General features: G+C 66.3%; 20 protein-coding genes. 10 read left to right on the top strand and 10 right to left on the bottom strand.

Annotated elements, in window-relative coordinates; genetic code table 11:
• Positions 1–12 precede the first annotated feature (12 nt).
• On the top strand, positions 13–480 hold the full coding sequence (locus tag DBO85_RS05340; protein ID WP_108106007.1) for a hypothetical protein: 468 nt from the start codon (positions 13–15) through the stop codon (positions 478–480).
• Positions 481–487: 7 nt separating this feature from the next.
• The gene (locus tag DBO85_RS05335; RefSeq protein WP_108106005.1) at positions 488–1,627 is read left to right on the top strand and encodes a GNAT family N-acetyltransferase; all 1,140 of its coding nucleotides are present in this window, start codon (positions 488–490) and stop codon (positions 1,625–1,627) included.
• Here the strand turns inward: DBO85_RS05335 and DBO85_RS05330 are convergent.
• Positions 1,603–2,583: a methyltransferase gene (locus tag DBO85_RS05330; RefSeq protein WP_108106003.1), complete on the bottom strand. Its 981-nt coding sequence runs from the start codon at positions 2,581–2,583 to the stop codon at positions 1,603–1,605. The genes DBO85_RS05335 and DBO85_RS05330 overlap by 25 nt on opposite strands.
• A complete protein-coding gene (locus DBO85_RS05325) occupies positions 2,580–3,986 on the bottom strand; it encodes an iron-containing redox enzyme family protein (RefSeq protein WP_108106001.1) in 1,407 nt (468 codons plus the stop codon). The genes DBO85_RS05330 and DBO85_RS05325 overlap by 4 nt, the downstream gene beginning before the upstream one ends.
• Positions 3,987–4,250: 264 nt before the next feature.
• On the opposite strand from DBO85_RS05325, the gene DBO85_RS05320 reads away from it, so the two are divergent.
• Complete coding sequence (locus DBO85_RS05320) at positions 4,251–7,028, top strand: ATP-binding protein (protein ID WP_199286987.1); 2,778 nt, start codon at positions 4,251–4,253, stop codon at positions 7,026–7,028.
• A gap of 298 nt (positions 7,029–7,326) precedes the next feature.
• Here the strand turns inward: DBO85_RS05320 and DBO85_RS05315 are convergent, their stop codons facing one another.
• The 3 genes from DBO85_RS05315 to DBO85_RS05305 form a co-directional block, all read right to left on the bottom strand.
• Positions 7,327–9,156, bottom strand: coding sequence for an ABC transporter ATP-binding protein (locus tag DBO85_RS05315; RefSeq protein ID WP_108105997.1), 1,830 nt, complete (start codon positions 9,154–9,156; stop codon positions 7,327–7,329).
• Positions 9,157–9,201: 45 nt separating this feature from the next.
• Positions 9,202–9,756, bottom strand: coding sequence for a peptidylprolyl isomerase (locus DBO85_RS05310; RefSeq protein WP_108105995.1), 555 nt, complete (start codon positions 9,754–9,756; stop codon positions 9,202–9,204).
• 242 nt (positions 9,757–9,998) lie between these two features.
• On the bottom strand, positions 9,999–10,334 hold the full coding sequence (locus DBO85_RS05305) for a four-helix bundle copper-binding protein (RefSeq protein WP_108105993.1): 336 nt from the start codon (positions 10,332–10,334) through the stop codon (positions 9,999–10,001).
• Positions 10,335–10,618: 284 nt separating this feature from the next.
• Here DBO85_RS05305 and DBO85_RS05300 point away from each other — a divergent pair, with 284 nt between their 5' ends.
• Both DBO85_RS05300 and DBO85_RS05295 read left to right on the top strand, forming a co-directional pair.
• Positions 10,619–11,599 (top strand): lipase secretion chaperone, encoded by a 981-nt coding sequence (locus DBO85_RS05300; RefSeq protein WP_158268874.1) that lies wholly within the window; start codon positions 10,619–10,621, stop codon positions 11,597–11,599.
• Positions 11,600–11,618: 19 nt separating this feature from the next.
• The gene (locus DBO85_RS05295; protein ID WP_233356555.1) at positions 11,619–13,409 is read left to right on the top strand and encodes a hybrid sensor histidine kinase/response regulator; all 1,791 of its coding nucleotides are present in this window, start codon (positions 11,619–11,621) and stop codon (positions 13,407–13,409) included.
• Positions 13,410–13,642: 233 nt separating this feature from the next.
• On the opposite strand, the gene DBO85_RS05290 is transcribed toward DBO85_RS05295, so the two are convergent.
• The 4 genes from DBO85_RS05290 to DBO85_RS05275 form a co-directional block, all read right to left on the bottom strand.
• Positions 13,643–14,260 (bottom strand): response regulator transcription factor, encoded by a 618-nt coding sequence (locus DBO85_RS05290; protein WP_108105989.1) that lies wholly within the window; start codon positions 14,258–14,260, stop codon positions 13,643–13,645.
• Between the two features lie 115 nt (positions 14,261–14,375).
• A complete protein-coding gene (locus tag DBO85_RS05285; RefSeq protein WP_108105987.1) occupies positions 14,376–15,659 on the bottom strand; it encodes a TonB-dependent receptor domain-containing protein in 1,284 nt (427 codons plus the stop codon).
• 373 nt (positions 15,660–16,032) lie between these two features.
• Positions 16,033–16,662, bottom strand: a complete 630-nt coding sequence (locus DBO85_RS05280) for a tetratricopeptide repeat protein (protein ID WP_108105985.1) — start codon at positions 16,660–16,662, stop codon at positions 16,033–16,035.
• Between the two features lie 139 nt (positions 16,663–16,801).
• The gene (locus DBO85_RS05275; protein WP_108105983.1) at positions 16,802–17,662 is read right to left on the bottom strand and encodes a sulfurtransferase; all 861 of its coding nucleotides are present in this window, start codon (positions 17,660–17,662) and stop codon (positions 16,802–16,804) included.
• Between the two features lie 254 nt (positions 17,663–17,916).
• Here DBO85_RS05275 and rnd point away from each other — a divergent pair, with 254 nt between their 5' ends.
• From rnd to DBO85_RS05255, 4 genes are all read left to right on the top strand, one after another.
• The gene (gene rnd, locus DBO85_RS05270; RefSeq protein WP_108105981.1) at positions 17,917–19,044 is read left to right on the top strand and encodes a ribonuclease D; all 1,128 of its coding nucleotides are present in this window, start codon (positions 17,917–17,919) and stop codon (positions 19,042–19,044) included.
• Complete coding sequence (locus tag DBO85_RS05265) at positions 19,041–19,331, top strand: YcgL domain-containing protein (RefSeq protein WP_108105979.1); 291 nt, start codon at positions 19,041–19,043, stop codon at positions 19,329–19,331. The genes rnd and DBO85_RS05265 overlap by 4 nt, the downstream gene beginning before the upstream one ends.
• Before the next feature lie 336 nt (positions 19,332–19,667).
• Positions 19,668–20,117, top strand: coding sequence for a YcgN family cysteine cluster protein (locus tag DBO85_RS05260; protein ID WP_108105977.1), 450 nt, complete (start codon positions 19,668–19,670; stop codon positions 20,115–20,117).
• A gap of 55 nt (positions 20,118–20,172) precedes the next feature.
• Positions 20,173–21,393: a M61 metallopeptidase family protein gene (locus DBO85_RS05255; RefSeq protein WP_233356554.1), complete on the top strand. Its 1,221-nt coding sequence runs from the start codon at positions 20,173–20,175 to the stop codon at positions 21,391–21,393.
• 430 nt (positions 21,394–21,823) lie between these two features.
• On the opposite strand, the gene DBO85_RS05250 is transcribed toward DBO85_RS05255, so the two are convergent.
• Positions 21,824–22,291: an RNA methyltransferase gene (locus DBO85_RS05250; protein WP_108105975.1), complete on the bottom strand. Its 468-nt coding sequence runs from the start codon at positions 22,289–22,291 to the stop codon at positions 21,824–21,826.
• A 206-nt stretch (positions 22,292–22,497) separates the two neighbouring features.
• Here DBO85_RS05250 and DBO85_RS05245 point away from each other — a divergent pair, with 206 nt between their 5' ends.
• Positions 22,498–25,863: a PAS domain-containing protein gene (locus DBO85_RS05245; protein WP_177429738.1), complete on the top strand. Its 3,366-nt coding sequence runs from the start codon at positions 22,498–22,500 to the stop codon at positions 25,861–25,863.
• The last annotated feature ends 52 nt before the right edge of the window (positions 25,864–25,915 follow it).

Raw genomic sequence — 25,915 nt, 5'->3', positions numbered from 1 at the left:
CCAGGAGCCCGCATGGACGCTGAAAACCCCTTCAAGACCCCCAGTGCCGAACTCACCAACCCCCTGACCCACGCGACCGAAGTACCGCTCTACAAGCTCGGCGCGGTGGGCCTGGCGACTTTCCTCGGCTCGCCGCTGGCCGGCGCCTTCCTGCTCGGCAAGAATCTCCAGGCGCTCGGTCGCGGTGGCGAGACGGGTGCAGTCTGGGGCATTGCGATCGCCATCTTTGTGGTCTGCATGGCACTGGCTTTCATCCTGCCGGAGAGCGTGCCGGCGATTCCCTTCACCATTGCCCAGGTGGCCGGGATGTTCTTCCTCGCCCAGCAGCGCATCGGGCCGGCCATGGTCCTGCACACCGAGCAGGGGGGGGCGCTTTACTCCAACTGGCGTGCCGCCGGTATCGGCCTGCTGTTTGGCCTGGGCCTGTTCGCCTTGGTGCTGGTGGTGATGCTGCCGCTGGTGCTGTTCGAGCTGATCTGAGCCGTCGATGAGTGCTGCGCTGGTCCGATGCGGATCACTGGCCGAGGTCGTCGCGACCGACTGGGATGCGCTGGCAGGTAGCGCGCAGCCATTCCTCAGCCACGCCTTCCTGTCCAGCCTGGAGGACAGCGGCAGCGTCGGCGGTGACAGCGGCTGGCTGCCTGCGCACCGGCTCTGGCGCGATGACAGTGGTCGCCTGGTGGCCGCGATGCCGGCGTACGTGAAGCAGCATTCGTTCGGCGAGTACGTCTTCGACATGGCCTGGGCCGAGGCCTGCCAGCGAGCCGGTATCGGCTATTACCCCAAGCTGCTGGGTGGCGTGCCCTTCAGTCCGGTGCAGGGGCCGCGACTGCTGGGCGATGCCCGGGCCTGCGCGGCCCTGCTCGATGCGCTGCCCAGGCAGGCGCTGGGCGAAGGGCTGTCGGGCATCCATGTGAACTTCACCGATGGGCCAAGTGATGCCCTGCTGCAGGGTCGCGAAGGTTGGCTGGAACGCCTCGGTTGCCAGTTCCACTGGTTCGATCGCGGCTATCGCGACTTCCAGGACTTTCTCGATGCGCTCAGTTCGCGCAAGCGCAAGCAGATGCGCAAGGAGCGCGAGCAGGTGGCGGGGCTCGGCATCGACTTCGAGCGTCGGCGCGGCGACCAGCTCAGCGAGCTGGAATGGGACTTCGTCTATGCCTGTTACGCCAATACCTATCGGGTCCGCGGACGCCTGCCGTACCTGACGCGGGAGTTCTTCAGCCTGCTCGCCGAACGCATGCCGCAGGCGCTGCAGCTGGTGTTCGCCCGGCGCGCCGGTCAGCCAGTGGCGATGACCTTCTCCCTGCTCGACGAGGATTGCCTGTACGGACGCTACTGGGGTTGCCTGGGAGAATTCGACCGGCTGCATTTCGAGACCTGCTTCTACCAGGGTATCGAGCAGGCGCTGGAGCTGGGCTTGCGGCGTTTCGATGCCGGCGCCCAGGGCGAGCACAAGCTGCTGCGCGGCTTCGAGCCGGTGCTGACGCGCTCCTGGCACTGGCTGGCGCATCCCGGTCTGCGCGCGGCGGTGGCCGATTTCCTCGCCGCCGAAGGAGCGGGTGTACGCGCCTACGCCGAGCAGGCGCGCGAGGCACTGCCTTACAGGCGCAACGAAGGCGCCTGAGGGGCGCGGCGTACTTCCAGCACCACGGCGGCAATTCGTTCCACGTCGGCGTAGGCCGGCACCTCCAGTTCCTCGCCGAATACGTCCGGATCGACTTCGCGGTAGCGCCAGCAGGCGCCATTGCCTTGCAGCGCAGGCCCCAGGCTGCTGAGCAGCGGGTCTTCGCCGTCGCGCATGGCGACGCCGGTGTACAGCAGCAGACTACCGCCCGGACTCAGGCGCGGTAGCGCGGCTTCGACGATCTGCAGGGACAGACCCAGACCGAGCTGGCCGCCGCCGTGACGGTAGGTGCGCTGATTCGGATCGAGCAGATAGGGCGGATTGGCGACGATCAGGTCGAAGTCGCCCTGCAGGGCGCCGAACAGGTCGCTCTCGCACAGCTGCAGGTGGTCGGCGCCGGCGAACGCCGCGTTCAGGCGTGCCAGTTCCAGCGCCGCCGGGTTGATGTCGACACCCAGTACTTCGGTCTGCGGCGCATGGCGGGCGATGCACAGGGCGCCGGGCCCGGCGCCGCAACCTATGTCCAGTGCGCGTTGCAGCGGCGCCTCGCGTTGCTGCAGGTGCGCCTCGATCGCCGCCACGAAGCGATAGCTGTCCGGCCCGAAGAACACTGCATCCTCAGCCTCGGTGGGGAAGGCGGAGTGCAGCAACAGGTTTTCACCCAGGCTGGCGACCCGCACGCTGCTGCGGCGCAACGCACCTTCGCCGTAGACCATTCCCACCGCCTGCAGCTGTTGCAGCAATGCTTGCGGCAGCAGAGCCGCCGGGAACGGGCGGTTCCAGCCGAAGGCGTCGCGCAGATCGCTACCGCAGCGGCCGGGCGTCGGCCGCGCGAGGACCCGGGCGTGGGTGGCCGGGGTGGGGGTGATGAAGTCGTAGCCCTGATCCTGCAGATAGCGCAGCAATGCGAGCAGGGCCTGTTGGCGAAGGGCTTCGGTGCGTAGCGGAGCGTTCATGCCGGTATCTCCAGCAGGCGACAGAACTCACGGGTGGCGAGCAGTCCGGCGGGGTGGTGGTGGCGGGCCGGGGTCATCCAGCCGAGCAGTTCATCGATCCGTGCGGCCGGCGTGGGCAGCTGCTTCAGGCGCAACGCCAGCAACTGGCTGTCGCGATCTTCCGGAGCCTCGACGTTTGCGGTGGAGTACTGTGGTCTGGGCCGGCGTCGCCCGTTGCTGCCTTTAACGGCGCTGTCGGCGTCCGCCGGTGTCTCGATCCAGTCACGCAGCAACTGCCGCTCATAGCCGTTGAACACCCCGAACATCTGTGCCCGCTCGCCTTCGATCAGACCCCAGAAGCGGCTATGGCTGGCCTGCTCGCCACGGCGAATCCAGCCGCGGCGCTGCAGGGCGTCGAGGAAGCCGGCGATCCCGCCGGGCTCGCTCAGCCACTGATTGACCGTGCGGCCTTCGATCTGACAGTAGTCGGCATGCAGGTGTCGGCCGACCTCGGCCTTGCGCGTCAGCATGTCGATCAGCGACTGCTGCGGGTCGAACGCCCTGATGGCGTCCAGAGTGCCGGGTCCCTGATCGTTCAGGCGATAGCCCAGGCGCAGCCGGCGCATGAATGCCTGTGCGTCGCTGCCGGCTGGAATCAGACCGCGGATGCTTTCCAGTGCCATGCGCGCGTGGCCGCTGGCGGCGTTGTCGACGGTGACGTGCAGGGTGAAGTAGTAGGGGTCCAGGCCAAGCTCGGCCAGCTCGAAGGCGCTGATCGGCAGGTGCAGTGGCAGCTGCTCGTAGCCCAGATTGAAGCCGATCAGCTCGGGCAGGTAGTCGTCCGCCAGCCAGCCCAATGCCAGCTGGATGGCGCCTTGCTGGTAGCAGGCGTCGTCGAGATCCTGCTGGTCGGCGCAGTCCTGGCTGGCGAGTAGCTGACGATAGAGCCGCACATGGTTCTTGTCCGGGCGACCACCGCCCAGTTCTTCCAGGTAGATGCGGATCAGGCCGGCATAGGCCGGATCACGCCAGTGCCGCAACAGACCATGCAGCCAGGAACCGTCGACCAGCTTGGTCGGCGCCACGCTGCGCAGAAAGTGCAGGGCGTGGGCGCGGTGGCGGAAGTAACGCCGCGGGGCGCCGGTCTGGCGCTGCTGGCGATATTCCTGGAAGGCTTCGCCGACGCTGGCGTTGCGCTGTTCCAGCCAGGCCTGCCAGTGGGCCGGGTCCTGGGGGAGGTCGCAGTTGTCAGTCTGCGCCTGCAGCTCCTGCAGCTGGCGGTCGAGAAAGTCTGCGGCCTGGGCGCGCAGCTCATCGCTCAGCGGCTGCTCCAGCAGCGCGTTGTACAGACTGCGCAGCTGGCCTTGCTGGAAAACGTTGGCGTGGGTGGCAAAAAACGGTGGGGTGAAGGTCTGGGCTCGCATGCCGGACAGGGCTCTCGTTGCGACTGTATGTGGGGTTTAGGGCGCGGCCAGGGGCAATCGGTTCCGGCCGTGCGTCGCCGCCGGGTCGCGAGCGGTGCTTGTGCGCGAACCTGCATCATGCGCAGCGACTCTCGGGTATGCTTGCCGCCATTCGCACCGGGGTGGCAGTAACGTGACCTGATGGCGCGTCCGGACGGCTGTCGCGGGCGCCCGCGTGGCACGGAGGAACCTTCGTATTTCTGGCCAGTCCGCCGGGGTCCGCCCTTGAATCAAGCTTCTTCACCCGATCCCCTCTACAGCGTGTTTCCCGGCGACAGCGAGGTGGCCCGCCATCTGCGCGGTCGCGATTGGAGCCAGGACCCGTTGGGTCCCCCCACCGGCTGGCCGGAAGCGTTGCGCCATGCCTTGCGGATCATGCTGGTGTCGCGGGCGCCGATGTGGGTCGGCTGGGGCGAAGACACCCGTCTGTTCTACAACGATGGCTGCCGCGGAACCATGGGCGAGCGTCATCCTCACGTGCTCGGCCGGCCGCTGGCGGAAGTCCTGGTCGCTGCCGGCAGTCCCCTGCACGGCCATGTGCGCAAGGTGCGCGAGAGCGGACGCGGTACCTGGGACCCGTCGCTGGCGCTGATCCTCACCCGTGGCGGTTATGCCGAGGAGACCTACCACAACATCTCCTGCAACCCGCTGTTCGACGAGAAGGGCGGGGTGGCCGGTGTGCTCTGTTACCAGGCCGATGACACCGAGCGGGTGATCAACGAACGCCGCCTGGCGACTCTCAGTCGACTGGCGTCCAACCTGGGCAAGGCCGAGTCGCGTTCGGCGCTGTTCCAGGCGATCGCCGATACCCTGGGGGAGAACCCGCAGGACCTGCCCTTCGCCATGGTCTACGTCTTCAACGATGCCGGCAGTGCCTGGCTGGCCAGTGCCAGCGGCATCGAGCGCAGTCATCCTTGCGCGGCGGCGAGTCTGGACGAGCTCCAGCTGCAGCAGTGGCAGCTGGATCGTCTGTGGGAAAGCGAGGAAGCCTTCGAGCTGCCGCTGGGGGAGGCGGCGCAGCCACTGCCTTGCGGTGCCTGGGATCGGCCGCCGCAGCGGATCGCCGTGGTCGCCCTGGCCGGGCGCGAATTGCAGCGCCCGAACGGCGCGCTGGTGGTCGGGCTGAATCCCTACCGGCCGCGTGATCTGGGCTATCTGGGCTTCATCGGCCTGGTTGCCGGGCAGATCGGTGCGACCCTGGCGCGGGTGGATGCCATCGAGGCCGAGCGGCGCCGGGTCGAGGTGCTTGCCGAAGTCGCCTGGATCAAGCAGGAGGCGGCAGAGAGCCTGCGCCTGGTGAACGAGGGCCTGACCGCGGAGGTTGAGCAGCGTACCGCCGAGCGCGACCGTCTGCATGCGCTGTTCCAGCAGGCGCCCGGTTTCATCTGCGTGCTGCGCGGTCCGCAGCATGTCTTCGAGCAGACCAACGAGGCCTTCCAGCGCATCGTCGGGCCGCGTCATCTGGTCGGCCTGACGGTCCGCGAGGCGATGCCGGAGTTGGAGAATCAGGGCTTCGTCGAGCTACTCGACGGGGTCTATCGCAGCGGCGTGCCCTATGTCGGCCGCAACATGCCGATCCGTCTGCAGCGAGCACCCCTGGCGCCGCTCGAGCAGTTGCACGTGCACTTCGTGTATCAGCCGATCCTCGAGGCGGACGGCAGCGTCTCGGGGATCTTCGTCGAAGGCAACGATGTCAGCGACCAGATTCATGCCGAAGAGGCGCTGCGCCGCCTCAACGAGACGCTCGAGTCCAAGGTCAACGAGCGCACCATTGCCCTGGCCGAGGCGCTGCAGCGCCTGCGTGACGAAGCCAGCGAGCGCGAGGCTGCCCAGGAGGCATTGCGCCAGTCGCAGAAGATGGAGGCGGTCGGCCAGCTCACCGGTGGCATCGCCCACGACTTCAACAACATGCTCACCGGGGTGATCGGCTCGCTGGAGATGATGCAGCGGCGCATCGCAGCGGGCCGTTTGGACGATATCGAACGTTACGTCGAGGCCGCGGGCGCCTCCGCCAATCGCGCCGCGGCGCTGACCCATCGCCTGCTGGCGTTCTCCCGGCGCCAGCCGCTGGCGCCGGTGCCGGCGGATGCCAATCGCCTGCTGCTGGCGATGGAAGAACTGCTGCGGCGCAGCATTGGCGAAAACGTCGAGCTGCTGCTGCAGCCGGCCAGCGAGCTCTGGTCGGTGCTCTGCGATGCCAACCAGCTGGAGAACGCCATTCTCAACCTGGCGCTCAATGCCCGCGACGCCATGCCGGCGGGTGGGCGTCTGAGCATTGCCACCAGCAATCTGTGCCTGGAGGGCGAGAGCCTGCAGGGCAGCGCGGCGCCGGTCAGCGGAGAATTCGTCCGCCTGAGCGTCAGCGACAGCGGAACCGGTATGCCGGCACACGTGATCGAGAGGGCCTTCGAACCCTTCTATACGACCAAGGCCATCGGCAAGGGCACCGGCCTGGGTCTGTCGATGGTGTACGGCTTTGCGCGCCAGTCCGAAGGCTACGTCACCATCGACTCGGAAGTCGGCAGCGGCACCCGGGTGAGCCTCTATCTGCCACGCCACCATGGGCGCCAGGGGCGCCTGCCGGTGGTGACGCGCAGCACCGGCGAGCAACGGGCCAACGGCGAAGTGGTGCTGGTGGTGGAGGATCAGGAAGCCGTGCGCCGGCTGGTGGTCGAGGTGCTGAACGAGCTTGGCTGCCGTACGCTCGAAGCAGCCGATGGTCCTGGCGGGCTGGAGATCCTCGAATCCGCCACACGCATCGATCTGCTGCTGACCGATATCGGTCTGCCCGGTATCAACGGCCGCTTGATGAGCGATGTGGCGCGCATGCAGCGGCCGACCCTGAAGGTGCTGTTCATGACCGGCTACGCAGCCCACGGCGTGTTGCCGGACGGGATGCTCAAGAGCGGCATGGGGCTGCTGACCAAGCCATTCTCGGTGGAGATGCTCAGCAGTCGGGTGCTGGAGATGCTCGCTGAAGGCGATGGCGCCGAGCTGGACTGAAAGGCATGCCGGAGATCGCGCGACCTTCATGCCGGGCCTGGAGGATGTACGGCTTTTCCCTCTCCCACCGGGAGAGGGTGCCGAAGGCGGGTGAGGGATGGTGCGGGCGACACGTGGCCTGCGAATGGCTCAGGCCTTGCTCGGCCGCCTGCACGCCGAGGCCTCCCTCATCCGGCGCTGCGCGCCACCTTCTCCCGGAGGGAGAAGGACAGCTGTGGGGCTATGGCTCGGTGTGGGGCTGAAGAGCTGCGAGCCGGCGCGGCTTTTCCCTCTGCCGGAGGGAGAAGGAAATTGCCCTTCAGACCCCGACGAAGCCGCCTGTCTGCTTCTGCCAGAGTCTCGCGTAGAGGCCGCTGCGAGCGAGCAGTTCGGCGTGGCTGCCAGTTTCGACGATGTGCCCCTGGTCCAGCACCACCAGGCGATCCATGCGCGCGATGGTCGACAGCCGGTGGGCGATGGCGATCACCGTCTTGCCCTGCATCAGCGGCTCGAGGGCGTCCTGGATCGCTGCTTCCACCTCCGAATCCAGCGCGGCGGTGGCCTCGTCGAGGATCAGGATCGGCGCGTTCTTCAGCAGCACCCGGGCAATGGCGATGCGTTGACGCTGACCGCCGGAGAGTTTGACCCCGCGGTCGCCGACATAGGCGTCCATGCCACGACGGCCCTCGCTGTCGACCAGGTCGGGAATGAACTGGTCGGCGCGTGCCTGGCGGGCGGCCTGCCAGAGCTCTTCCTCGCTGGCGTCGGGTTTGCCGTACAGAAGGTTTTCGCGGATCGAGCGGTGCAGCAGCGAGGTGTCCTGGGTGACGGTGCCGATCTGCGCGCGCAGGCTTTCCTGTGTCACGCCGGCGATGTCCTGGCCGTCGACCAGGATGCGTCCGGCTTCAGGGTCGTGCAGGCGCAGCAGCAGGTTGACCAGGGTCGACTTGCCGGCGCCGGAGGGGCCGACCAGGCCGATACGCTCGCCGGCAGCCACTGCCAGTTCGAGGTTTTCGATCACGCCGCTGCCCTTGCCATAGTGAAAATGCAGCTGCTCGAAACGTACCTCGCCATGCTCCACGCTCAGCGGCTGGGCGTCGGGTCGGTCCATGCCCAGGCGCGGCTGGACGATGCTCTGCATGCCGTCCTGTACGGTGCCGATGTTGTCGAAGATGCCGTTGACCACCCACATGATCCACTCGGCCAGGCCGTTGATGCGGATCACCAGGGCGGTGGCCAGGGCGATGGAGCCGACGCTGATTTCGCCGATGCTCCACAGCCAGAGGGCGAGGGCGCAGGTGGCGGTGATCAGCACGCCGTTCAGCGCGGTGATGCTCATGTCCATGGCGCTGATGGTGCGGGTGATGGCGCGCACTCGCTCGAGCAGCTCGGCCATGGCGCCACGGGCGTAGTCTTCCTCGTCGCGGGTGTGGGCGAACAGCTTGAGGGTGGCGATGTTGGTGTAGCCATCGACCATCCGCCCCATCACCTTGGAACGCGCGCCCGAGGCATCCAGCGAACGCTGCTTGACCCGTGGCACGAAGTGGCAGAGCAGCGCCACGTAGGCGCAGATCCACACCAGCAGCGGCAGGGTCAGGCGCACGTCGGCAGCGGCGAACAGCCAGATCGCACTGGCCGCGTAGATCAGTACGTGCCAGAGCGCATCGAGTACCTGTACCGCCGACTCGCGCAGCGAGGGCGCGGTCATCATCACCCGGTTGGCGATGCGCCCGGCAAAATCGTTGTGGAAGAAGGAAAGACTCTGGCGCAGCACGTAGCGATGGTTCTGCCAGCGCACCAGGTTGGTCAGGTTCGGTGCGATCGACTGGTGCACCAGCAGATCATGCAGACCGAAGACCAGGGGCCGCAGCAGCAGGGCCACGCAGCCCATCCAGGCCAGCTCGCCGGCATGCTCGCGGAAGAAGGTCGCGCCATCGCCGTCCTGTGCCAGGTCGACGATCCGTCCCAGATAGCTGAACAGCGCCACCTCGATCAGCGCCGCGCCCAGGCCGACCACCATCAGGGCGAGGAACACCGGCCAGATCTGCCGGATGAAGTGCCAGTAGAAGCGCAGCAGGGTGCGCGGCGGGGCGACGTCGGGGGCGGGCTTGAATGGATCGATGAGCGCTTCGAAGCGGCGAAATAGCATGCTGGGGTCCGGCAGAAGGGCCGCTGTAGCGGCCCCGGGGTGTCGTCAGAGACGGCGCGCGGAGACGATCATCACCGGCTGGCGCGGTACGTCCTGGTGGCCGGCACGGCTGCCGGTCGGCACCTTGGCGATCTGGTCGACCACGTCCATGCCCTTGCTCACCCGACCGAACACCGCGTAACCGAAGTCGCGGCCGCCGTGGTCGAGGAAGGCATTGTCTGCGAGGTTGATGAAGAACTGGCTGGTGGCCGAGTGCACCGCCTGGGTCCGTGCCATGGCCAGGGTGCCACGTTCGTTGCGCAGACCGTTGTCGGCTTCGTTGCGGATCGGTGCGGCGGTGGACTTCTGCGCCATGTTGCCGTCGAAGCCGCCGCCCTGGACCATGAAGCCGGGGATCACGCGGTGGAACTGGGTGTCGTCGTAGTAGCCCTTGTCGACATAGGCGAGGAAGTTCTCCACGCTGATCGGCGCCTTCTGCGCATCCAGTTCTACCTCGATCTCGCCAAGGCTGGTGGTGATGAGCACGCGCGGGTTTTCGGCGGCGGCAAGCGTGCCGGCGAACAGCAGGGCGCAGAGGGTGACGGCGATTTTCCTGAACATGCGGTGTTCCTTTTCTCATGGGCGCGGCAGCAGGGAGGGCCCTGGCGCGACGAAGTTGGACCGAGCGGCAGCGGGAGTGTTCCCGGCCGGACGCGGCAGCATGTTATGCCTTTGTCGCGATGTTGGGGATGACGGGCGCCGCAAAGGTTCAGGAATGAGCTGCGTTAGGCAATGCGTCCCTGCAGCAGGGGCGTTGGGAAAGGAGCGGCAGCGCGCATCGCTGCCGCGAGACGGCGCCTGGCTCAGGCGGCCCTGGCCATGCTTTCGCACTCCTCGGCGCAACGATGGCAGGCCTGCGCGCATTGCTGGCAGTGATCGTGCTGGTGCTGTGCGCACTCCTCGGCGCAGGCGCGACAGGCCTTGGCGCACAGGCCGCAGAAGTCCGCTGCCAGATCGCTGCCGCGGGCCATCAGGGCCGCAGCCATGCGGCAGAGATCGGCGCAGTCGCGATCGAGCTGGATGCAGCGACGCATCGCTTCGACGTTCGACTCCTGCAGGCAGGCGCTGGCGCAGTGTTCACAGGCGATGGCGCAGGCGTTGCAGGCCTGGATGCAGCTCTGCATGTCGTTTCGGTTCATGCTCGGTCTCCTTTTGGTGGTTGTTCTGCGCTGGACCGGTGAAGCCGTCCTCTGTTCCAGCGGATTGACCAAAGGCAAGGTCGAGCAGGCCTTTCCTTTGCCTCGCGGAGGAGTGATCTGGCCATGCCTCTCACTCGTCTGGGTGATGGGGGAGGCCGGGACAGCTTCATAGACTGCCGGATGTCCACCGCTGCTTCAGGCACCCAGAACCCAGGAGTTTCCCCTTCGATGCACAGCCTTGATCGGTGCTGCAGCCATAGCCAGCCGCACAGCGGATGGCCGGGTTGATTCCGCGTCCGGGCGTGCTGGTCTGGGGCGTGTCGGTCGCCTGCCTGTTCAGCGCGCTGGCAGTCACGCTGACACCGCGCAGTGCCGACAAACCTCGCCTGGCGGCGCCCAGCGAGCAGGGTCCAGCGGCGATGACCGAGGGCTACCGTCACCTGGACGGAGACCTGAAGGTGGATGCGCAGCACAACCTGGTGATCGACCTGGGGGTGCGCGATTATTTCGACTATTTCCTCAGCGCAGCGGATCGCACCGGGGTGGACCGCGCGACCACGCTGCTGCTGGAGGACGCCGATGCCCGTCTCGACGAACCGGCACTCGGTCAGCTGCAACAGCTGCTGGGCGACTATCTCGACTATCGCCGCGCCCGCCAGGTGCTGATGGATCGCCCCTACGTGCCGCCCCGCGACCCTCACCTCCAGCGCGAGATGCTTCGCCAGCAGGCGCGCCAGCTGGCGAGTCTGCGTCGGCAGTACCTGGACGAGGCAGTGGTCGAGGCCTTCTTTGGCGCCGAGGAGGCCTATTCGCGCTTTATCCTCGGCACCCTCGACGTGCAGCTGCGCGCTGACCTGGAGCCGGCTGCGCGCCTGCGTGCCCTGGACGAACTGCGTGAGCAGCTGCCTGCCGAGGCGAGGGAAACCGGTCGCCGGCATGGCCGCGCTCTGGGCTTGCAGGCGGAGATCGATCGTCTGCTGCGCGCCGGGGTGAGCGAGGAGCAGATGCGTGGCTTCCTGACCCTGCACTACGATCCTCCCGCGGTCGAGCGGATGCTCGCCGAGCAACGCGAGGAGCGGCTCTGGCGCACCCGCTACCATGACTATCGGCGCCAGCTTGCGGCGTTGCGACGCAGCGACCTGGCCCCTCAGGACGTTGCTTCGCGTGCCACCGAATTGCGTCGGAGCATGTTCTCTGGCGAGGAACTGCTGCGCGTGGAACACTACGATGCATTCGCCAACAACAAGAACGAGGCGTCGCGCTGAACGCGATGAAGTGGCGCGCATGGAATTGAGCATCGAGGAACTCGAGCGTCTGCTGCTCACGCAGCAACGCCGTGGACACAATCACCTGCGCTTCAGTCGGCGCCTGGAGCAGCTGTTCGCCCGCGACCGGTTTCGTTTCATGCAGCGGCACTGGGGCACCCGGATGGTGATCCTGGCGGCGGTTTCCTTCCAACTGGTGTACGGCCTGCACGACCTGCTGGTGATGCCGTTCGAGGTCAATCTCTGGCTGTTGCCGCTGCGCCTGCTGAGCGTGGTGGCGATCATTGCCTCCTGGCTCTACTACCGCTTGCCCGACGCCGATCCGGAGCGGGCCCAGCGGTACTTCGCCACCGCCTATCTGGTCTGCGGCATTCTTGTCGTACTGCTGATCTACGCCAGCCACATTCAGGGCGAGCAGATGCCCTATGAGGGATTGCTGCTGTTTCTGGTGTTCGGCCATGGTGTGCTCAGCCTGCCGTTTCGCACGGTGATGTTTTCCGGCTGGCTGCTGTATGGCCTGTTCCTGGTGTTGGGGCTGATGTTCAACAACAACTCCGAGCAGCTTGCCTACCAGCTGCTGTTCCTCGGCTGCGTCAACCTGATCGGCAGCACCGGCAGCTACCTGCAGGAGCATGCCCATCGCAGCGGCTGGATCAACCTGCGCCTGCTGAACATCGCGAGGCGTCGCAGCGAAGCCGAGACCCAGAGCAAGCTGCGGCAACTGGCGGCAGTCAGCCACGACCTGCGCCAGCCGCTCAATGCGATGGGGCTGTATGCCCAGCATCTGCAGGAATGCGCAGCCGACGCCGAGGTTCAACGGGTCAGCGAGCAGCTGAATATCTCGGTCGAGCAGCTTGGGCGCATGCTCCAGTCGCTGCTCGACTACAACCGCCTGACACTCACCGGTGCGGTGCAGACGCAGATCCAGAGCATCGCGCTGCTGCCCATGCTGGAGCGCCTGCGCGACGAAGCACAGGGAGATCCGGCCGCGTCGGGCGTGCGACTGCTGGTGGAATGCGACGAGCCGCTCTGGGTGCGCAGCGACCCGGCGCTGCTCGAGCGCATGTTGCGCAACCTGCTCAGCAACGCGCTGCGCCATGCGCAGGCCGGGCATATCTGGCTGCGCGCCGAGCAGGACGCTGAGGACGTGCTGCTGGAGGTAGGCGACGATGGCGTCGGCCTGGCCGAGGATCAACAGGAGCTGGTCTTCGAGGAGTTTCGTCAGCTCGACAATCCGGGGCGCAATGCCGACCAGGGCCTGGGCCTGGGTCTGGCCATCGTGCGCCAGCTGGCCAGGCTGCTCGGGCATCCCTTGAGGCTGGATTCTGCACCAGGGCACGGCGCGCGGTTTCTTCTGCGGCTGCCGTTGACCGAGCCGGCAGCGATAGAGGAGCCTGCCCGCCAGCAGGTCATGGCGGGCAGGGTGCTGCTGCTGGAGGACGATCGCGCCAGCCGCGAGGCGCTGCAGGCGCTGCTGCAACGCTGGGGCTGCGAGGTGCGGGCCTGTGTCAACTTCGATGAAGCGTTGCTCGTGCTCGACGACCTGCAGCCGCAGCTGCTGATCAGTGACTACCGTCTGAGCGGTGAGCTGGACGGCCTGCAGGCGCTGGAGGCAATGCGCGAGCGCTGCGGCACGATGCTGCCGGCATTGCTGGTCAGCGCTGACGTTTCACCCGCCCTGCAGGAACGCTGCATGCACCAGAGCGTGCAGTTGCTGGGGAAACCGCTACTGCCGGCGCGTCTGCGCCAGGCACTGGCCCGGCATCTGAATGGACAGCCCAGCCAGGCGGCGGTGCCAGGCCAGGCTTGAGCGTTTGCGGTCTCGGTTGGGGGCGTGCCTGGGGAGTCAGCGCGGTACCTGCCCTTCTCCCGCCGGGAGAAGGTGGCGCGCAGCGCCGGATGAGGGAAGCCCCGGCTGCAGGGTGCCCCGGTGTGGCATCCGCATCGGGCTGGCGGCGAGTCGTCTGGACTTTCCCTCACCCGCCTTCGGCACCCTCTCCCGGAGGGAGAAGGAAAGGTCGGCATGGCCGGACTCGGTGAGTCTCAGATCCAGCCGCGTTGGCGGGCCGCGGCGACGCAGGCGGTGCGCGAGTGCACGTTGAGTTCCTGATAGAGCGCCTTCAGGTGGGTTTTCACGGTGTCTTCGGAAAGACCCAGGCGTCGGCTGATCAGCTTGTTCGGCAGGCCGTCGGCGAGCAGCGGGAGAATCTCCTGCTGGCGCGGGGTGAGCTCGGCAATGGGGGTCGGTTGCGGCGCCGGCAGGCTTTCGCCGAGCAGTACGCGGGTGACCGCCAGGCGCAGTTCCTCGCTGTCCGAGCTTTTCGGGATGAAGCCCAGCGCGCCGGCGGCCAGCGCAGCCTGGGCATCCTGGGTCGAGTCACTGGCGCTGAGAATCGCCACCGGGGTCATGCGACCCTGTGCCTGCCAGCGGCGCAGCAGTTCCAGGCCGGGCATGTCGGGCAGTTTCAGGTCGAGCAGGATCAGATCGAAGTCGCGCTGCTGCAGCCATTGCTCGGCTTGCTCGGCATTCTGCGCGGTGTGAACTTCCAGCTCGCGGGTCAGCGAGCTCAGGGCCAGAGAAAGCCCGTCGAGGAAAATCTTGTGGTCGTCGACCAGGAGCAGGGAAATATGCTCGGGCAGGGTGGTACAGAGCGCTGTCATGGTGAAGTCTCATGCGGCGTTTTAATTATTGTTCGCCGTCGGAGTCTACCCCAACCGAGCCGCCCTTGGGGAGCGGGCGGCCGGAGGCAGGAGCGCCCTGCGGCGCTCGCGCATTTCAGAAGCGGTAGGTCAGCTGGCTGCCGATGCCGTGCGCGCTGTTGCGGTAGTCGGCGCTGTAGGCCGGCTTGAGAAACACCCCCGGCGCCGCTGCTCCGGTGTCGGCCAGGTTGACCGAAACCTTCTCCTCGTGGATGTAGGCATAGGCCAGATCGATGGTCAGTTCCGGGCTGGGCGTCCAACCGGCGCCGAGGCTGAAGATCTTGCGGTCACCGACCGGGATACGCACGTTGCGATGGGCGTTGGTGGTCGGGGTCTGGTCGTAGGCAACGCCTGCGCGCAGAACCAGCTGCGGATTGAGCTGGTAGGCGGCGCCGATGGCATGCGACCAGGTATCGCGCCAGCTCATTTGCTCGCGGATGCCGGCAAAGCGCCCGGCGGCGCCCTCGTTCTCCACCAGGATTTCCTCCAGTCGGCTCCAGCGCGTCCAGGTGGTGCCCAGATAGACTGTCCACTGGTCGTCGAGACGATGGGTGATGGAAGTGTCGACCGACTCCGGCATGCTGATGTCGAGGCTGGCGTCGTACTCGCTGCGCACGCCGAGCGCGCCCAGGCTGAAAGCCGAGCCCTGGAATTTGGTGCGACCTTCGAGGTTGTAATCGACCTTGGAGTGGTAGGTCAGGCCCCAGCTGGTGCGCTCATTCAGATCGACCAGTACGCCGACGTTGTAGCCGTAGCCGATGTCGTCGCCCTCGATGTTGACCTTGGTATCCGAGCCGGTCAGCGGGGCGGTGTTGAGGATATTGGTCAGCTTGCCGTCGAGCTTGTTGATGGTCGGGCCGAAGCCGATCGACACGCTCGGGTTGATGCGATAGCTGATGGTCGGCTGCAGGGTAGTGACCTGGACCTTGGAGTAGAGACCATGGCCGCGTCCCTGGAAGCTCTTCTCGTTGTCGCTGATCACGCCGAAGGGCACGTAGAGGCCCAGGCCCAGGTGCAGATCTTCATTCACTGGAGTGACCAGGTAGGCGAAGGGCACCAGCGCCTTGGGTGCGATGTCGCCGTTGCTGGTGCCGCGCACGCCGCTGTTGACGTTATCGATGTCGGTACTCGGTATTACGTAACCGAAGCCTGCGCTGACTTCGCTCTGCTTGAGCTTGGACATGCCCGCGGGGTTGCCGAAGAGGGTGCTGGCATCCTGTGCCGAGGACGAGCGTCCGGCGAAGGCTGTGCCCATGCCACTAACGCTCTGTTCGTTGATGGCCAGACCGTTGGCCATGCTCTGCCCGCAAAGGCCGGCGATGACGAGCGCCAGGGCGCCCTTCGCAAAGGGATACTGCATTGATCGACTCCTGCTGGGGGTAAGAAGCGGCGCGCAACCTAGCAGGATTGTCGGACTCTGACCAGATGATCAACTTTCGCGATATTCTGGCGATTGTCGGACAATGTGCGGCAATCATCGATGATTGCTGGGTTTTCCTGTCTTGTGCGACCGGCTGGTTGGATCGCGACTTGGAGGTCGCTCCAGCGGGGAAAGTTCTGCGGGGGGGCGTCCTCGGGTCCTTGGGCTCCCGTGCATTGCGGCAGTCGCGGATGAGGCGTGGGACTGAGCCTGGTGTTTGCCCAGGCTTCTGGATCGTGCCCGCGGCTGGTCCGTGGCGCGGGCAAAAGAAAAGGGCGGAACCTTGCGGGTCCGCCCTTGCGAGTCGATCTGCTTAGAGGTCCTTCAGGGCCTTGGCTGCACCGACGTGGCCTTTCATCGCCGCCTTCTGGTACCAGCGGCGGGCTTCTTCGGAGTCTTCCTCCACCGTCAGCCCCTGGGCGTAGTAGTTGCCGACTTCAAACAGGGCGTCCGGGTCACCCTGGGCTGCCGCCTTGCGGAACCAGCTCAGAGCAATTTCGTAGTCCTGCTCGACACCACTGCCGTCCTCGTAGCAGATCGCCAGGTTGAACTGGGCATCGCTGTCGCCCTGTTCGGCGGATTTCTTGTACCAGTAGACGGCCTTGTCCTGGTCCTGCTCGACACCCAGGCCTTCTTCGTAGGCGATCGCCAGGTTGTACTGGGCGCAGGCGTTGCCCTGCTTGGCAGCCTGCTCGTACCAGTAGGCGGACTTTTCCTCGTCCAGCTCGAAATCGTCGTCACCCTCGTCGTAGGCCAGGGCCAGGTTGTACTGGGCCGAGGCATGGCCGGCCTCGGCCGCCGCTGCCATTTCTTCGCCGGTCAGCTCGGACCATTCGTCCTCCAGTTCGCAGACGTTGGCTTCGAATTCGGCGGCGTGGGCATTGAGCCCCAGGCTCAGGCAGAACAGCAGGGCGGGGAGGGTTTGCTTGATCTTGAAGTCCATCTCGAGGGTACCGTTTGGCGGATTAATGGGCGCTAGTCTGAGAAAAACGCAGCGTCCGTGCAACGGGGTGTGCAGGGATTACTGTCGAGCTGTGAACGGCTTTGCCTTATCTGCCTGACTGATGGTGCGTGCCGGGCGATCAAGGGTGGTCCGCGCGGGCCAGTGGGCGTGTCGGGTCACAGATCCAGCCGCTCCAGGAGGCTGCGTACAGGGTCGCCAACGGATAACCGGCCAGGCACAGGGCGAACAGATTGTGGCAGGCGGTGACGCCGGAGCCGCAGTAGGCCACCAGATCTTCGCTCCGGCGCTCGCCGAGCAGGGCGGCGAAACGCTGGCGCAACGCCGTCGGCGCAAGGAAACGGCCATCGCTGGCGAGATTGTCGGTAAAGGGCGCGCACTGGGCGCGGGGGATATGGCCGGCGATCGGATCGATGGGTTCCACCTCGCCGCGAAAGCGCGGTTCGGCGCGGGCGTCCAGCAGGCAGAGGCTGCTGTCCTGCAGTCGTTCCAGCAATTCGGCCGCGTTGATCAGCAGGCGCTGGTCCGGCGTGCCGTCGAGCGTGCCGCTGGCGACGCCAGGCATCGTGTCGCACAGCGCCAGGCCCTCGCTCTGCCAGGCCTTGAAGCCGCCATCGAGCAGCCATACCCCGTCGCGCTTGCCCAGCCAGGCGAGCAGCCACCAGGCGCGGGCGGCGAAGGCGCCGGGGCCGTCGTCATAGAGCACGATCTGCGAATCGGCGCTGCAGCCGCAGGCACGCAGTCGCTGCAGCAACTGTTGCGGGTACGGCAGTGGATGGCGTCCGGACTCCCCGTCCGTATCGATGCCGGAAAGATCCGCTGCGAGATCGAGAAAATGCGCGCCGGGAATATGCCCCTGGGCGTAGGCCCGACGGCCGTGGTCCGGATCTTCCAGGGCGAAGCGGCAGTCGAGCAGGATCAGCTTGGCCGTGCCCAGACGTTCGGCGAGCTGTCGCGGTTGGAGCAGTTGGGCGAGGGCCATGGGAAATCTCCTGGTCGGTCGACTGTCGGGCAATCGGGTAAGAGGTGGCAGCGCAGCCGCTCCGGTACGGGTCATGCAGCGGGTTTCTGCTGCAGCGGGCCGGCGCCGCGTCAGTTTGAACAGCGATGTGCACCGGCTGCAACCGCCGCCCCGGCGGCGAGTGGCAGACGATATACTGCGCGCCCGCTCACCGGCCGCACTTGCCCCGGAGCGACTGTGGCGCCCGGCTCGGGCGACCGAGAGGAGGAAGCCCCTTGGCCATCGACATTCACTGGATCACCGACGAGGCGACGCTGGCACTGCACTGCGACGACTGGCTGCGCCTGCCGTTCGTGGCGCTGGATACCGAATTCGTCCGGGTCGACACCTTCTACCCCCAGGCGGGCCTGTTGCAGGTGTGTGCCGCCGGGCGGGTGTATCTGATCGATCCGTTGCTGATCCATGACTGGTCAGCGCTGGCCGAAGTGCTGCGCGCGCCGGCGGTGATCAAGGTGTTGCATTCCTGCAGCGAGGATCTCGAGGTGCTGTCGCGGCTTACCGGCAGTCTGCCGGCACCCCTGTTCGATACCCAGCTGGCGGCCGGCTATCTGAACCTGGGCTTCTCCATGGGCTACTCACGGCTGGTCCAGGCGGTACTGGGCATCGAGTTGCCCAAGGGCGAAACCCGCTCCGACTGGCTGCAGCGCCCCTTGAGCGAGACGCAGCTGAGCTATGCCGCCGAAGACGCCCTGCATCTTGCCGAAGTCTACGAGGCGCTGGACGCACGCCTGAGCGAGGAGAAGCGCGCCTGGGTGCTGGAGGACGGTGCGGAGCTGCTGCTCGCCTTTGGCCGTGAGGTCGATCCGGACGAGCTCTACCGCGACGGCAAACTGGCCTGGAAGCTCTCTCGCCAGCAGCTTGCCGTGCTGCGCGTGCTCTATGCCTGGCGCGAGCGCGAGGCACGCCGCCGCGACCAGCCGCGCAATCGGGTGCTGCGCGAGAATTCCCTGTGGCCGATTGCGCGTACCCAGCCGAAGGATCTGACCACGCTGGCGCGAATCGAGGACATGCACCCGCGCACCCTGCGTCAGGACGGTCAGCTGCTGCTGAAGATGATCGCAGACGCTGCCGCCACGCCGCCCGAGAGTTGGCCGCCGGCGGTGCCCGAGCCGTTGCCGCTGGAAGCGTCGGCGCTGCTGAAGAAACTGCGTGCGGTCGGTCAGCGCGAGGCCGAACGGCTGGATATCGCCCCCGAACTGATGCTGCGCAAGAAGCCGCTGGAGGCCCTGCTCAAGAGCGGTTACCCCCATGGCCCCTACCAATTGCCCGACTCCCTGCGCGGTTGGCGCCGGGAACTGATGGGCCAGGCGCTGCTCGACTGCCTGGCCGGAGAAAACCGATGAAACGCATCTGCTCGATCTACAAGCATCCGCACAAGGAGATGTACCTCTACGTCGACAAGCGCGAGGCGCTGGAACGTGTCCCGGAGGGACTGCTCGCCGCTTTCGGCACGCCGCAGCATCGTTTCGACTTCGTCCTGAGCCCCGAGCGCAAGCTGGCGCGTGAGGACATCCATCAGGTGCTGGAAAACATCGAGAAGCAGGGCTATCACCTGCAGATGCCGCCGGCCGAAGACGATTACATCGAACACCTGCCCGACGAGCTGTTGCGGCGCAACGATCCGCTCTAGGGAGCCTCTGAAAAAGGTAGCGAGCGAAGGTCTGGCGAGGCGAAATCAGCCGAAAAAGCGCAGTTTACGTAGGGTAAATGAGCATTTTTACCGGGTCACGTTGACCGGGCCCGCGGCGGGGGGGATTTCAACGACGCCAGGCCGAGCGCAGTACTTTTTCAGAGGTTTCCTGGGTCGGAAGGGGCCGTGGAGCAGGGCGCAATGCCCTGCGGTTATGGCGCCCTGCCGGCTGGCGCAAGCGCGCGTGAAAGGCGCAGGCGACCGGCCGCGCTTGGCGGCTGCCGGGGGCGCGGCTAGACTGCCGGCCCTTTCCGTCTCCCCCGGTGCCGCAGTGCCATGGCTGCCAAAGTCGAACCCTTCTGGAAGCGCAAGACCCTCGCCCAGCTCGATGCCCAGGAATGGGAGTCGCTGTGCGATGGCTGCGGCCTGTGCTGCCTGCAGAAACTCGAGGATGAGGACGACGGCAGCGTCTACTACACGCGCATCGCCTGCAAACTGCTCGATCTGACCAGCTGTCGCTGCAGCGACTACGCCGAGCGGCGGCGCTCGGTGCCCGATTGCGTCCAGCTCACCGCTGCCCAGGCTGACGAGTTCAAATGGCTGCCGCCGACCTGCGCCTATCGTCTGGTCAGCGAAGGCAAGGACCTGCCGCTCTGGCACCACCTGGTCTGTGGCGATCCGGACGCGGTGCACCGCGAGCGGATTTCCCAGTCCGGGCGGATGCTCAGCGAGAGCAGCGTGGCCGAGGACGACTGGGAAGAGCATCTGATTTTTCGCGCCGGTTGACCGCGCGGCGTCCGTCGCGGTCAGATGCTCCGATTGCCGTCTCAGGAGCCTGTTCATGCCCACTGCCTTGCGTTGTCTGCTGCCGCTTTTTCTGCTTCTGGTCGTGCCTGCCGGCTGGGCGAAGAACTACGACCTCGATTACCAGGTGCGCTTTCTGCCGGAGGAGGATCAGGCCGAGGTCAGCATTCGCCTGGAAAAGGGCGAGGTGGTACGCAAGCTGGCCTTCGATCTGGGTGACCAGGAGCGCTTCAGCGACTTTGTCGCCGAGGGTGAATGGACGCTGGAAAGTCCGCAGCGCGGCGTCTGGAAGCCGGCGGAAGGCGAAGCGACGCTGAGTTACAAGGTACGCATCAGCCATCAGCGCGATTCGGGGCGCTACGACGCGCGGATGACCTCGGATTGGGCTCTGCTGCGTGGCGACGACCTGATCCCACCGGCGTTTCTCGATCAACTCGATGGTGTGCGCCTGGTCGCGCGCCTGCAGTTCGATCTGCCGCCGGGCTGGAAGAGCGTCGAGACCGGCTGGCCGCGGATCGGCAAGAACCGTTTTCGCATCGACAACCCCGAGCGCCTGTTCGATCGCCCCGTCGGCTGGATGGTCGCCGGCAAGATCGGCAGCCGGCGCACCCAGATCGGCCACACCATGCTGACCGTCGCCGCGCCTGTTGGCGAGGGTATGCGGCGAATGGATGTCACCACCTTTCTGACCTTCGTCTGGCCGCATATGGAAGAGGTTTTTCCGCGGCCGCTGGACAAGCTGCTGATCGTCGGCGCAGATGATCCGATGTGGCGTGGCGGGCTGTCGGCGAGCAACTCGCTGTTCCTGCACAGTGATCGGCCGCTGGTCAGCGAGAATGGCACCAGCTCGCTGGTGCACGAGCTGGTCCACGTGGTCAGCAGGATTCGCGACACCGATCGCAGCGACTGGATCAGCGAGGGTATCGCCGAGTACTACGCGATCGAGCTGATGCGTCGTGCCGGCGGCCTGAGCGAGGACCGCCACGCCAAGACCATGGCGCGCCTCAAGAACTGGAGCAAGAACGTCAGCAGCCTGCGTACCGAGCGTTCGACGGGCCCGGTCACTGCGCGCGCGGTGCTGTTGCTGCGCGATCTGGATGCCGAGCTGCGCAAGGGTACCGGCAACCGGCACTCCCTGGATGACGTGACCCGAGCGCTGATGCGCCTGGAAAAGGTCAGCACCAAGGATTTCATCGAGATCAGCGAAAACGTCCTCGGCGAACGCTCGAAAGTGCTGGAAAGCCGCCTGCTGCGTTGAGTCTTGTTCGACGGAAGGACAGGGCGCACCTCGCCCGCCATCCTGCACGCCGACGCATCCCTCATCCGGCGCTGCGCGCCACCTTCTCCCGCTGGGAGAAGGAAAGCTGTACCGGGCACGGTGTTGTGCCAAACAGCGTGGCGAATGCGCCACGGCTTTTCCCTCTCCATCGGGAGAGGGTGCCGAAGGCGGGTGAGGGATGCTTCGGCCGGCTTGGTGCCTGTGATTGCCTCAGGAGGGATGCTTCGGCGATTCGCGGCTGCCTTTAGAAATCCCGGCCAGGTCCCTGCCGTCTGCGACCTCCCTCATCCGACGCTGCGCGCCACCTTCTCCCAAAGGGAGAAAGACAGCCGTGAGGCGATGGCGCGGGGTGGGGTCAACACAGGTGCCGAACATGTGCGGCTTTTCCCTCTCCCAGCGGGAGAGGGCACTAGAACTGCGGTCCGGAGCGCGTGTTGTTGCCTTTGGCCAGGCGATCGTAGAGCACCACGTTGACCGTGGCGGCGAGGTTCATGCAGCCCTGGGTGGGGATGTAGATGACGTCCTCGCACCAGTCGCGCAATTCCTTGCTCAGCGAGCCATCTTCGGGGCCGAACAGGTAGAGCGCGCGGTCCGGGTGGGTATAGGACGGCAGTGGGCGGGCACCTTCGACCAGCTCCACTGCGACGGGTATACAGCCCAGCGGCAGGATCTTGCGCAGATCGTCGATGTTGATCAGCGGAATGTCCTGATGGACCTTCTTGGTATCGGTGATGAAGTCGCGTGCGCGGTCGTAGCGGGTGCCGCTGTAGAACACCGAGCTGACCCCATAGCAGCCGGCTGCACGCATGATCGAGCCGACGTTTTCCGGGGACTTGGGATTGCTCAGGCCGATGCAGGCGTAACGCTTGTTGGCCATGGCGGCTTCTCGAAAAAAGACGCGAGTATACGGAAGTGACAGCCGCTTGGTCGCCTGTGGAGTTCTGCAGGCAACGCATGTTCTGGCTGATTTTCAGCGAACTAACTGGGCGCGGCGGCTTCTATGATTGCGGCGGACATCTGCACGATAGTCGCGTTTGAGCGCGGACAGGAGTCCGCATGGATCGGCTGGTGGATCGGACCTGGATGAGTGACGAAGACAAGCGACAGGCGCAGCAGAGTGAGATGACATTTCTCCCCGAGAGCAGTGAGCTGAGCGGGTTGATCCGCGATCTGGACTGGTCGCAGACCCCCCTGGGCCCCTTGCAGGACTGGCCGCAGAGCCTGAAGACTGTCACCGGGCTGCTGCTGCGCTCACCAGTGCCCATCGCGCTGCTCTGGGGCGAGCCGGGCATCATGATCTACAACGATGCCTACGCGGTCATTGCCGGCGCACGGCATCCGGCGCTGCTCGGCAGCGAGGTGCGCGCAGGCTGGCCGGAGGTCGCTGAATTCAACGACAACGTGATGAAGGTGGGCCTGGCCGGGGGGACCCTGGCGTATCGGGATCAGGAGCTGACGCTCTATCGTAGTGGGCGAGCCGAACGGGTCTGGATGAATCTGGACTATTCGCCGGTGCTCGACGAGAGCGGCCAGCCGGCCGGGGTCATCGCGGTGGTGGTGGAAACCAGTGATCGAGTGCGTGCCGAGCAGCGCTTGAAGCTGCAGGAAGCACGTCTGACTCGCATGTTCGAGCAGGCGCCGGGCGTGATGGCCATGCTCAGCGGCCCGGACCATGTCTACGAGATGGCCAACCCCGCCTACCGGCGCCTGGTTGGCGAGCGTGATCTGATCGGTCGGCCGGTGCGCGAGGCGCTGCCGGAGCTGGAGCAGCAGGGCTTCTTTGATCTGCTCGATACCGTCTACCGCAGCGGCGAGGCCTTCGTCGGCTCGGCGCGGCCGGTACGTCTGCAGCGCGCTGCCGGCCAGCCGCCGGAAGAGCGTGTTCTGGACTTCGTCTACCAGCCGCTGACCGATCAGGAAGGTCAGGTCGCCGGCATCTTCGTCGAAGGCTTCGACGTCACCGCGCGGATCGAGGCGCAGGCACGGGTGCGCAACAGCGAGGAGCGCTTTCGCGCACTGGTCAACGCCACCGCCGACGTGGTCTATCAGATGGATGCGCAGTGGACATACCTGCGCCATCTCGATGGCAAGGGTCTGCTCGAGGATCCCACGCCCCTCAGCGACTGGCTGAGCAACTGTGTGCACCCCGATGACCGTCCGCGGGTGCTGCGGGCGGTGCGCGATGCCTGTGCCCATCCGCAGGTGTTCGAGCTCGAGCACCGCTTGCATCGCCCCGATGGTGCCTTCAGCTGGATGCTGCTGCGCGCCGTGCCGCTGTTCGCCGCCGATGGCACGCTGCTCGAGTGGTTCGGTGCCTCCACCGACATCACCACGCGCAAGCAGGCCGAAGATGCGCTGCGCGAAAACGAGCGGCGTCTGCGCTTTCTCGATCTGCTGGCCAAGGAAACCGCCGGCAGCACTGACGCCGACACCATTCTGGAGCGCACCACGCGCCTGCTCGGCGAGCATCTTGACGTATCGGTCTGCGCCTACGCCGACATGGACGCCGACCAGGATGGCTTCAGCGTGCGTGGCGACTGGACCGCGCCGGGGGCCTCCAGCCTGGTCGGCCACTACAGCCTTGCCAGTTTCGGGCGCATGGCGGTGGAGAACCTGCGTGCCGGCGTGCCGCTGATCATCAATGATGTGCGCCACCAGCTGGAGGGCGCCGAGGCGGAGGTGTTTCTCAGTCTCGGTCTGGAGGCGACCGTCTGCCTGCCCCTGGTCAAGGACGGCCGGCTGACCGCGCTGATGGCCGTGCATGATCGCCAGCCGCGGATCTGGGGCCCCTACGAGCTTTCCCTTCTAACCGAGGTGACCGAGCGCTCCTGGTCGCATATCGAACGCCTGAGGTTCCAGACGGCGGCGCGTGAACGCGAACAGCGCTTCGTTCTCGAACTGGAGGCCAAGGTCGCCGAGCGCACCGCCGCGCTGGCGCAGAGCGAAGCCCGCTTGCGGGCCATCTTCGAGACGTCGCACCTGTACCAGGGGCTGCTGGATGTCGAGGGGCGCGTGCTCTATTCCAATGCCACCGCGCTTGCCGGCATCGACGCGGACAATGCCAGGGTGCAGGGACTGCCTTACTGGGAAACACCCTGGTTCAGCGCCACCCCCGGCATGCCCGAGGCCGTGCGTGCCGCCGTGCAGCGGGTGGCAGCTGGCAGTTCGGAGAACGTCAGCATGACGCTGAACCTGCCGACCGGGGTGCGCAGCTTCGACTTTTCCCTGCGTCCGGTGCTGGACGATGCCGGCGAGGTGGTCGGCATGGTCCCCGAGGCGGTGGAGAAGACCGCCCGCCTGAAGGCCGAGCAGAACCTGCAGCAGGTGCAGAAGATGGAAGCGCTGGGCCGGCTCACCGGCGGCATCGCGCATGACTTCAACAACCTGCTGATGATCGTACTCGGCAGCCTGGAACTGCTGCGCAAGCGCATGCCGGCCGATCCGGCACTGTTGCGCTTTCTCGACAACGCCAAGGCCGGGGCTGAACGCGGCGCCACCCTCACCGGGCGGATGCTGTCCTTCGCCCGCAAGCAGGAGCTGCGCTCGGCGCGTATCGACCTGTGCGAGCTGGTGGTCGACATGCGCGACCTGCTGGTGCGCTCGCTCGGTCCCAGTGTGGTGCTGGAAACCAGCTTTCCGGAGCAGTTGTCACTGGTCGAGACCGACCCCAACCAGCTCGAATCGGCGCTGCTCAACCTGGCGGTCAACGCCCGCGATGCGATGGCCGGGCACGGGCGCATCATCATCGCTGCGCGCGAGCAGCGACTCGACGACGGCGAGCACGGCCTGCTGCCGGGACGTTATGTCTGTCTGTCGGTCACCGATACCGGCGAAGGCATGGACGAGGTCGTGCTCAAGCGCGCCAGCGAACCTTTCTTCACCACCAAGGGGGTGGGCAAGGGCACCGGGCTGGGGCTGTCGATGGTCCATGGCCTGGCCCTGCAGTCCGGCGGCACCCTGGTGCTGGAGAGCCGGCCCGGCGTCGGTACCACGGCGAACATCTGGTTGCCGGCGCTCGACGATGGCAGCGTCACGGCGGCCGAGCCCGTCTGGCAGGCAAGCCCCGACCCCGCCTGGCAGGGGCCGCTGCTGACCATTCTGGCGGTGGACGACGACGAACTGGTGCTGCTCAACACCGCCGACATGCTCAGCGAACACGGTCACCGGGTGCTCAGCGCGCGTTCGGCCCAGGATGCGCTGGTCATGCTCGGCCAGCTCAAGGTCGATCTGGTGATCACCGACCACGCCATGCCGCAGATGACCGGTGTGCAGCTGGCCGAACAACTGCGCGTGAGCCATCCGCAGCTGCCGGTGATTCTGGTCTCCGGCTATGCCGAGCTGCCGCCCGAGATCGGGCAGGATCTGCCGCGCCTGGCCAAGCCGTTTTCCCAGCAGGCGCTGCTGCAGATCATCGGGCAGACCGCGGCTGGCCACGGCGCGGCGGGCTAGGTGCGGCCGGCCAGGTGCGGCCGGCCAGGCGCGGCCAGCCAGGCCTGAGACG

The sequence above is a fragment of the Pseudomonas mangrovi genome, from assembly GCF_003052585.1.
GTDB lineage: Bacteria > Pseudomonadota > Gammaproteobacteria > Pseudomonadales > Pseudomonadaceae > Aquipseudomonas > Aquipseudomonas mangrovi.
This window is presented reverse-complemented; position numbering and strand designations above follow the sequence as displayed.